Below are 8,318 nucleotides of genomic sequence, written 5' to 3'. Positions count from 1 at the left end.
GCCCCAGACCCATCCGGTACGGAGGAACTGCGCCTGCTCGGCCCGTTCTCCGCACTGCTGCTCGGCATCTTCGTCGTGCCGACGCTGTACGCGATCTACCTGAGCTTCTTCTCCACCTCCCACAGCGGCCTCGGCTTCGGCAACGCCGAGACCGCCTTCGCGGGGCTGCGCAATTACGCGGCCGTGCTCTCCGATCCCAGCTTCGTCCGCGGCGTGGGGATCACGCTGCTGTACGCCGTCGTGTTCATCCCCGTCGTCGTCGCGGGCGCGCTCGTCCTCGCCCTGCTCTTCGACTCGGGGATCGTCTGGGCCCGGCGGATGAGCCAGACCGTGCTGTTCGTCCCGCACGCCGTGCCCGGCATCATCGCCACCGTCATCTGGCTCTACCTCTACACCCCCGGCATCTCACCCGTCCTGCAGGCCCTCGGCGGCGCCGACCTCGAGGTGAACTTCCTGGCGCTGCACATGATCGTGCCGTCGCTGGTGAACATCGCGCTGTGGAGCGGGCTCGGCTACACCGCCGTCATCTTCTTCGCGGCGCTGCGGGCCATCCCGCACGAACTGATCGAGGCCGCCGCCATCGACGGCGCCGGGCCGGTCCGCACCGCGCTGACCATCAAGCTGCCGCTGATCCGCGGCACCCTCGCCACCGTCGTCATCTTCACCACGATCGGCGCCCTGCAGCTCTTCACCGAGCCGATGCTGCTCGGCAAGGCCACCCCGCTCATCGGCCCCCGCTTCACGCCCAACATGTACATCTTCGACGCGGCCTTCACCCGCAACAACTACGGCCTGGCCGCCGCCGCCTCCGTCCTGCTGCTGCTGATCTGCTGCGTCCTGTCCTACGCGGTGACGCGCGGCACGTCGTACGCCCCGAGAACCCCGAGGAAGGTGCAGCCGTGAGCGCCACCATCGAATCCCGCCGCCGCTGGTCAGGGCGCGGCATCACCAACCTCCTGGTCGGCGTCAGCGTGCTCTACGCGCTGCTGCCGCTGCTGTGGCTGCTGCTCGCCTCCACCGTGAACACCGAGGCGCTCTTCGCCTCGAAGTTCTTCGGCCTGTCGGACTTCGCGCTCGTCGACAACATCCGCGCGCTGCTCGACGAGGGCGGCGGCGTCTATCTCCGCTGGTACGGCAACAGCCTGCTGTACGCGGTCGGCGGCGCCGCCGTCGGCGCGCTGCTGAGCACCGCGGCGGGCTATGCCTTCGACAAGTACGAGTTCACCGGCAAGCAGCAGCTGTTCGCACTCGTCCTCGTCTCCGTCATGGTGCCCGCCACCGTGCTGGCGCTGCCGATGTATCTGCTCGCCTCCGGCATCGGCGCCGCCAACACGCTGTGGTCGGTGCTGATCCCGGTGCTCTTCAACCCCTTCGGCGTCTATCTGGCGCGGATGTTCTCCACCGCGTACGTCCCGAACGAGGTCCTCGAGGCCGCCCGGGTCGACGGGGCGAACGAGCTGCGCAGCTTCTTCTCCGTGGGCCTGCGGATGCTGGCACCCGGCTATGTGACGATCTTCCTCTTCCAGCTGACCACGATCTGGAACAACTTCTTCCTGCCGCTGGTCATGCTCTCCGACGAGGACCTGTACCCGCTCAGCCTGGGCCTCTACAGCTGGAACGCGACCGCCTCCATCAATCCCGACTACTACCCGCTGATGGTCATCGGCTCGCTGCTGGCCCTGCTGCCGCTGGTCATCGCCTTCCTGCTGCTCCAGCGCTACTGGCGCTCCGGGCTGACGGCGGGCAGCGTCAAGTGACTCCAGCGTCCGCACCACCTCCTCGGCGAACAGCAGCCCCGCCAGCCCGTGGCCGTGCTTCTCGCGGCGGACCAGGGAGAGGATGTTGTTGCTGAAGGCGCGGTCGCGGACCGGCCTGAAGACGAGGCTTCCGTTGTGGCGTTCCTCGGCGATGTCGAATCTGCTGAGGAACGCGATGGCGGCGCCGGAGGCGGCGAGGCGCTTCATCGTTTCGATGGAGTTGGTGTGAAAGGCCGGCTCGACCTTGATGCCGGCTTCGGTGAAGGTGTCCGCGATGATGCCGTGGATCACCATCGACCGGTCCGCGAAGACCAGGGGGTGGGCGGCGCAGTGGGCCAGCGGGATGGATTCCATGCGGGCCAGCGGGTGGGTCGGTGAAAGCACCGCGCCAAGACGGGTGTTGAGCTGCCAGCAGGTCTCGAGCCGCATCGATGAAGGCACGTTGAATCCCAGTCCGAGGTCGGCCTCGCTGTTCTCGACGGCCCGCAGGATGTCGTGGCCCGACATCGCCCGTATCGACATCCGCACCTCGGGATAGCGGGCATGGAAGCTCGCCGTCGCGGCGGAGACGATGCCGCTGGCCAGGCCGGTCATCGTGGCGATCACCACCTCGCCGCTCGGCAGTGCGTGGAGGTCGCGCATCGCGGCCACCGTCTCGCGATAGTCCCGCATGGTCCGCCGTGCGTGCGCGAGGAGGACCTCGCCCGCGGGCGTCAGCCGCATGCCGCGCGGCAGGCGCTCGAACAGCGCCTCGCCGAGCTGCTTCTCCAGGACCAGGATCTGCCGGTTGATGGCCGACGGGGCGACGTGAAGTCGGGCCCCCGCCGCGCGGATCGACCCGCAGCGGGCCACCTCGTCGATGTAGTGCAGCAAGCGTGAATGCAGCATGACGGCCTCCCGGTCCCGGACCGTACACAAAAAGCGCACGCTCCGTGCGAAAACGGCTGCTTGTCAGCAACAGTGCCGTGCCATTTCATGTCCTCAGCGCACCCGAGCGAAGAAACGAGGAAAGCATGGCCACCACGGAACTCGTGTCGGAGCACTACGAGCATGTCCGCACGGTCTTCGGCATCCTGCACGGGGAGAAGACCGCGGATCTGCTGCTGCGGAATGTGAACATTCTGGATGTGCACAGCGAGTCGGTTTTCCAGGGATCGATACTGGTCTACGGGCAGCGCATCATCGCCCTGAATCCCGACGAGTCGATCGTGCACGCCCGCGAGATATTCGACGGCGAGGGAATGTACGCGATTCCCGGACTCATCGACACGCACCTGCACTTCGACGCCCAGCTGGCCCATCCCGCGGCCTTCGGCGAAGCCATCGTGCCGAGCGGCACCACCACCATCTTCGCCGAGACCCTGGACTTCGCGAGCGCGGCCGGCGAGGAGGCGGTCGAGGCGGCGCAGGCCCTGTTCAAGGGCTACGAGCAGCTTCCCTACCGGCTCTACGCCTTCGCCCCGGGGAAGAAGACGTCGGTCGAGGTCACCGACGCCATGCTGAAGATGGAACCGGTCATCGGGCTCGGCGAGCTCGCCCATCTCTCGTATATGACGGGCAATGACGACGACTTCCGCAAGTCCGCCCTCGGGCGGGCCAACGGCGGCTGGGTGAACAGCCATTGGGGAGTCACCGCACTCTCGGACATGCAGCTGAACTACATGCCCGCCATCGGCGCCCACAACAATCACGACGTCTGGAACGAGGAGGACATCGAGAAGAGCGTCCGCTACGGGCTCCAGACCCAGATCAAATTCGGGGTGGGCAGCCCCGAAGTCATCAAGACCATGCTGCGGGCCATCGTCAAACGCCGCTGGCCGTCCGAGAATTTCCAGCTGTGCGCGGACAACATCTCCGTCGACCGCGTCCTGACCAAGGGGCATATCGACTGGGTGATCTCCCTGGCCGTCGAGATGGGGATGAACCCGATCCAGGCCATCAAGATGGGCACGCTGTATTCCGCCCGGTCCTTCGCGATGGACCACGAATTCGGCTCCCTCGCCCCCGGCCGGTTCGCCGATATCGTGCTGACCGACAGCCTGTCCAAGATCAACCCGCGGTACGTGTTCAAGGGCGGCACACTCGTCGCCAAGGACCGTAAGCTCCTCGCGCCCGTCGATCTGGACTACTCCGGCATGGTGCAGCGGCCGCAGCCGGGACTCGCCGATCTGGCCCCCGGGCAGCTGGACCTCACCCCGATCGAGCTCTCGGCCGACGGCAGTCAGGCCAAGGTCCTCCTCTTCGACGTCTACGGGCGCGGCCACCTTAAGTTCGCTCAAGAGGTCTGGGTTCCCTTCAGGGACGGGGCGGTGGTGCCCGAGGTGGACGGGTTCGCGCTGAACCGGATCTCGGTCGTGCAGCGCTACGCGGACGGCGAACGCCACATCGTCAACGGGCTGTTCAAGGGCGTGGCGGTCGAGCGCGGCGCGGTCTCGACGTTCTGGCCGGCGCCCGCCGCCTACTTCGTGGTCGTCGGCACCGACAGCGCCGAAATGCACGACAACCTCAGGCAACTCGACACGTACGTCGGCGGCTGCCTGGTGACCGAGGACCGGCAGATACGGGCCGAGCTGGCGCTGGACATCTACGGCGTCATGGCCGACATGAGCCTGTCCGAACTGGTGGACGCGACCCGGTCGATCGATGCCGCCCTGGACAAGCTGGGCCACCGCAATGAGGGCGAGCCGGTCGTGAACAAGCTGCTCACCCTGTTCATCTCACTCGACCGCTTCGGGTTCATGGTGTGAGGGGAGAAGGCCGTGTTGCAGCACGAAGACGAAACCGGAGTCATTGACACCGGCAGCCTGGTGCGGCGATGGATCACGTACGCCGCAGGCATCTACCTGCTGACCCTGGGTGTCAGCCTGGCCATCAGGGCCGGCATCGGCATCGCACCGCAGAGCAGCCTGACCCGCACCATGACCCTGGTGTTTCCCGGGATGAGTCAGGGTACGTTCAACTTCCTGCTCGAACTCATCATGCTTCTGCTGACCTATCTGGTCATGCCGAAGGCCTTCACGTACCGCAATCTGCTGGCGCTGATTCCGGCCTTCGCGCTGGCCTCGTTCCTCGACCTGAATCTGCTGCTGACGGACTGGGTCGTGGTGGACCCCTATGCCGCCAGATTCACGCTGCTGGCCTTCGCGGACGCGACCTTGGCGTTCGGGCTGTTCCTGATGATCCGCGCCAATCTGGTGCTGATGCCGGTCGACATGTTCGTCAACACGATCTTCCAGCGGACCGGCTGGAAGTGGGGGAACATCAAGTCGGCCTTCGACTGCACGCTGCTGGTCACGTCCGCGGCGATCGGCCTCATCTGCCTGGGCGCACCGCACTTCATCCGAGAGGGCACCATCATCAATGGCATTCTCGTCGGGCAGTACGTCAAGCTCTACTTCTTCCTGTTCAAGAAGTACTCGGGGCAACGCAGCCGAGCAGCCCTCGGGTGAGCTCGTCGCGGTCGAGGCCGCGGCCGATGAAGACGGCCTTGGTGCTGCGCGGCTCTTTCCCCCAGGAGGAGGCCGGCTGCAGCTCGTAGAGCCGGTGCACACCCTGGAGCACGAAGCGCTGGGGGTGGTCGTCGAGCGCGACGATGCCCTTGAGGCGGTAGAGGTCACCCCCGCGCCGCTCCACCAGGTCCGCCAGCCACTTCTCCAGCGCCGCCCGGTCCAGGGCTTCGGGGACCTCGACGCTGACCGAGGCGACGTCGGGATCGTGCTGGTGCTCGCGCTCGTCCAGCCAGCCCGGGTCGACTGCCTGGGTGTGGGACAGGTCGAAGGCGCCGATGCCGAGGACGGCGGACAGGTCGATGTCGGCGTGGCTGGACGTGATGATCTCGGCGGTGGCGTTGATGCCCCGCAGCCTGGTCTCCAGCGCCCGGACGTCCTCGTCCTCGACCAGATCGACCTTGTTGACGACGATCCGGTCGGCGAAGGCGATCTGGTCGACGACCTGGTGGCCGACGCCGTCACCGCCGGCACCCCTGGAGGCGGCGTCGAGGTGGCCCCCGACGTGCTTGGCGTCGACGAGGGTGACGATGGCGTCGAGCGCGTAGTGCGCCGCGACCTCGTCGTCCACGAAGAAGGTCTGGGCCACGGGGTTGGGGTCGGCCATGCCGCTGGTCTCGATCAGCACCCGCTCCACGCGGTCGCGCTGGCGGAGGCTGTGCAGGATCTCGACCAGATCGGTGCGGGCCGTGCAGCACAGGCAGCAGCCGTTCGACATCTCGAAGATCTCTTCGTCGGTGTTGACGACGAGGTCGTTGTCGATCGGGATGTCGCCGAATTCATTCTCGATGACGGCGATGCGCTGTCCGTGGTGGGCGGTGAGGATGTGGTTGACCAGCGTGGTCTTCCCCGCCCCCAGGAAGCCGGTCAGGACGGTCACCGGGATCTTGTCACTGCTGCTCATAGCTGTCCTCCGACAGTTGGGGAGTGGGTGGTTTCCGCGGGCCCTGCCAGCGAGGGAAGGACTCGTGGCCGATGCCGAATTGGTCGAGGATCTTTCCGGTCACGTGGGCGAGCAGGTCGTCGAGCGAGGCCGGCCGGTGGTAGTACGCGGGCACCGGCGGCAGGACGACAGCGCCCGCCTCCGTGACCGCGACCATGTTCCGTAGATGCACCAGGCTCAGCGGCGTCTCGCGGGTGGCGAGGACGAGCCGGCGGCGCTCCTTGAGGCATACGTCGGCGGCCCTGGTCAGCAGATCGTCGCTGTACCCGTGGGCGATCGCCGCGAGGGTCTTCATCGAGCACGGCACCACGGCCATGCCCAGCGTCAGGCACGAGCCCGAGGCGATGTCGGCGGCGATGTCGCCGCGCGGGTGGGACACGTCGCACAGCTCCGCGACCTCGGCCGGGCGCAGGCCGGTCTCGAGCTCGATGGTGCGGTGCGCGGCGCGGGACATCACCAGCCGGGTCTCGACCGTGCCGAGCTTGCGGAGCGTGGTGAGGAGATGGATCGCGAGCTGCGGCGCGCTCGCGCCGGTGACGCCCACGATGAGCCGGGGCCGCTGCCCGTCAGCCCTGTCCACGGGCTGCTCCTTCGTACGGGCCCGGCCGCGCGATGCCGGCGCGGGCCACGAGGCTTTCGGCCCGCTGCTGGGCCTCCTCGGCGGCCGCCCGCTCGTCCACGTGCACGCAGTGCCCGTCCTCGTAGACGATCTCGCCGTCGACCACGGTGACCACGACGTCGGACCCTCTGGCCGAGTAGACGAGCGTGCTCACGAGGTCGTGCAGCGGCCGCAGATGGGGCCGGTCGAGGTCTACGACGATCAGGTCGGCCAGGCGGCCGGCCTCCAGGACGCCCGCGTCGATCCCCGCGTAGCGGGCGCCGTCGCGGGTCGCCATCTCCAGCGCGTCCCTGGCGCGGGCGGAGGTCGGGTCGAGGGTGTGCAGCCGCTGGGCGAACACCGCCTGCTTCATGCACTCGAACATGTCCTGCCGGTGCCCGCAGCTCGGCCCGTCGGTCCCCAGCGCCACTGCAACGCCGCGCTCGCGCAGGTCGCGCAGCCGGATGGTGCCGGAGGCGAGGTAGGCGTTGGAGGCCGGGTTGTGCGCGATGCCCGCGTGCGCCGACGCGACCTGGGCGATCTCGGCGTCGTCCAGCCAGATGGCGTGGGCCAGGGTGGCCCGCTCGTCGAGCAGGCCTTCCGCCGCCAGCCACTGGACCGGGCGGACGCCGTACGTCTCGACGTAACTGCGCGGGTCGGCGCTGCTCTCGCAGCAGTGGGCGTGCCAGTGGGTGCCGAGTTCCGCGGCGAGGGCGGCGCCGGCCCGTACGAGGTCCTGGTCGACATAGGTGAGGTTGAGCGGCGCCGGCCAGACCTCGACCTTTGAGCCGGGCGGGCGGTGCCGGACGGCGTCGCGGGTGATGTCCAGCTCCTCCTTCGCGGAGTAGCGGAACAGCGCGTCGGGCTGGCCGCGGCGGGCGGCGAGCTGCGTGCGCTCGCCCACGATGCCGCGGGCCACGGCCCCGCGCAGGCCGGCCTGTTCGATGGTGTCGGCGATGGCGAGGGTGGTCGGCAGGTCGGTGGGCGCGTAGTGGTTGTCGACGACCGTCGTGATCCCGGCCCGTAGCGCCTCCGCCGCGGCGAGCCGTGCGCCGGCCACCGCGTCCTCGCCGGTGACGGCGATGGAGGACGGCCACATGAACTCGCACAGCCAGGGGACGATCGACAGGCCCTCGCCGAGCCCGCGGACCAGGGCCTGGTAGAGGTGCGTGTGGCCGTCGACGAAGCCGGGCAGCACGGCCCGGCCACGGCAGTCGAGCACCTTGCCGGCCTGCCAGCCGGCCAATTCGTCTTCGGAGCCCACCGCGACGATCCGGTTGCCGGTGATGGCGACGGCTCCGGTGCGGTGGATCGTGTGGTGCTCGTCGACGGTGACGACCGCGCCGCCGGTGAGCAGGAGATCGCAGTGCTGCGCAGGGGACATGCTGCTCCCTTTCGTGGACCAGATGCGCCGTGCGGTTGCCCAGAGCGGGAGGTCACCGGCATGCCGTGAAACATGTAACGCGGCCCGGGAGAGCGGTGTCAAGGGTCGGCAACTGACCCTGAGGCCTTGA

General features: G+C 68.2%; 7 protein-coding genes and 1 pseudogene. 4 read left to right on the top strand and 4 right to left on the bottom strand.

Translation table 11 applies throughout. The annotated features are described in order from the left end of the window. Together G5C51_RS21180 and G5C51_RS21175 are read left to right on the top strand one after the other, a co-directional pair. Positions 1 to 903, top strand: a 903-nt coding sequence (locus tag G5C51_RS21180) for a carbohydrate ABC transporter permease (protein WP_165239717.1), incomplete at its 5' end; no start/stop codon positions are given. Continuing rightward, on the top strand, positions 900 to 1,757 hold the full coding sequence (locus G5C51_RS21175; RefSeq protein ID WP_165239716.1) for an ABC transporter permease subunit: 858 nt from the start codon (positions 900 to 902) through the stop codon (positions 1,755 to 1,757). The genes G5C51_RS21180 and G5C51_RS21175, both read left to right, overlap by 4 nt. An 81-nt stretch (positions 1,758 to 1,838) precedes the next feature. Here G5C51_RS21175 and G5C51_RS44100 read toward each other — a convergent pair. Beyond that, positions 1,839 to 2,645 (bottom strand): annotated as a pseudogene (locus tag G5C51_RS44100) (LysR family transcriptional regulator); the annotation flags it as partial. 125 nt (positions 2,646 to 2,770) lie between these two features. Here G5C51_RS44100 and G5C51_RS21165 point away from each other — a divergent pair. Together G5C51_RS21165 and G5C51_RS21160 are read left to right on the top strand one after the other, a co-directional pair. Beyond that, the gene (locus tag G5C51_RS21165; RefSeq protein ID WP_165239715.1) at positions 2,771 to 4,504 is read left to right on the top strand and encodes an adenine deaminase C-terminal domain-containing protein; all 1,734 of its coding nucleotides are present in this window, start codon (positions 2,771 to 2,773) and stop codon (positions 4,502 to 4,504) included. A gap of 12 nt (positions 4,505 to 4,516) precedes the next feature. Then, positions 4,517 to 5,206, top strand: coding sequence for a YczE/YyaS/YitT family protein (locus G5C51_RS21160; protein WP_338118242.1), 690 nt, complete (start codon positions 4,517 to 4,519; stop codon positions 5,204 to 5,206). On the opposite strand, the gene G5C51_RS21155 is transcribed toward G5C51_RS21160, so the two are convergent. Genes G5C51_RS21155 through G5C51_RS21145 form a run of 3 tightly spaced genes read right to left on the bottom strand, consistent with a single transcriptional unit; the run spans position 5,163 to position 8,188 of the window. Beyond that, on the bottom strand, positions 5,163 to 6,167 hold the full coding sequence (locus tag G5C51_RS21155) for a CobW family GTP-binding protein (protein ID WP_165239714.1): 1,005 nt from the start codon (positions 6,165 to 6,167) through the stop codon (positions 5,163 to 5,165). The two genes, G5C51_RS21160 and G5C51_RS21155, sit on opposite strands and share 44 nt — an antisense overlap. Beyond that, positions 6,154 to 6,786 carry a UbiX family flavin prenyltransferase gene (locus G5C51_RS21150; protein WP_165239713.1) on the bottom strand — a complete coding sequence of 211 codons (633 nt, stop codon included), beginning with the start codon at positions 6,784 to 6,786 and terminating at the stop codon, positions 6,154 to 6,156. The genes G5C51_RS21155 and G5C51_RS21150 overlap by 14 nt, the downstream gene beginning before the upstream one ends. Beyond that, positions 6,773 to 8,188: an amidohydrolase family protein gene (locus G5C51_RS21145; protein ID WP_165239712.1), complete on the bottom strand. Its 1,416-nt coding sequence runs from the start codon at positions 8,186 to 8,188 to the stop codon at positions 6,773 to 6,775. The genes G5C51_RS21150 and G5C51_RS21145 overlap by 14 nt, the downstream gene beginning before the upstream one ends. Positions 8,189 to 8,318: the final 130 nt, after the last annotated feature.

Source organism: Streptomyces coryli (assembly GCF_011044975.1).
Classification (GTDB): Bacteria; Actinomycetota; Actinomycetes; order Streptomycetales; family Streptomycetaceae; genus Streptomyces; species Streptomyces coryli.
The sequence above is the reverse complement of the archived record's forward strand: the minus strand, read 5'-3'. Positions and strand labels throughout refer to the sequence as shown.

Excerpts from the sequence above, each read along its gene's own strand:
- G5C51_RS21165 (WP_165239715.1), top strand. The coding sequence starts at position 2,771 with ATGGCCACCACGGAACTCGTGTCGGAGCACTACGAGCATGTCCGCACG.
- G5C51_RS21155 (WP_165239714.1), bottom strand. The coding sequence starts at position 6,167 with ATGAGCAGCAGTGACAAGATCCCGGTGACCGTCCTGACCGGCTTCCTG.
- G5C51_RS21145 (WP_165239712.1), bottom strand. The coding sequence starts at position 8,188 with ATGTCCCCTGCGCAGCACTGCGATCTCCTGCTCACCGGCGGCGCGGTC.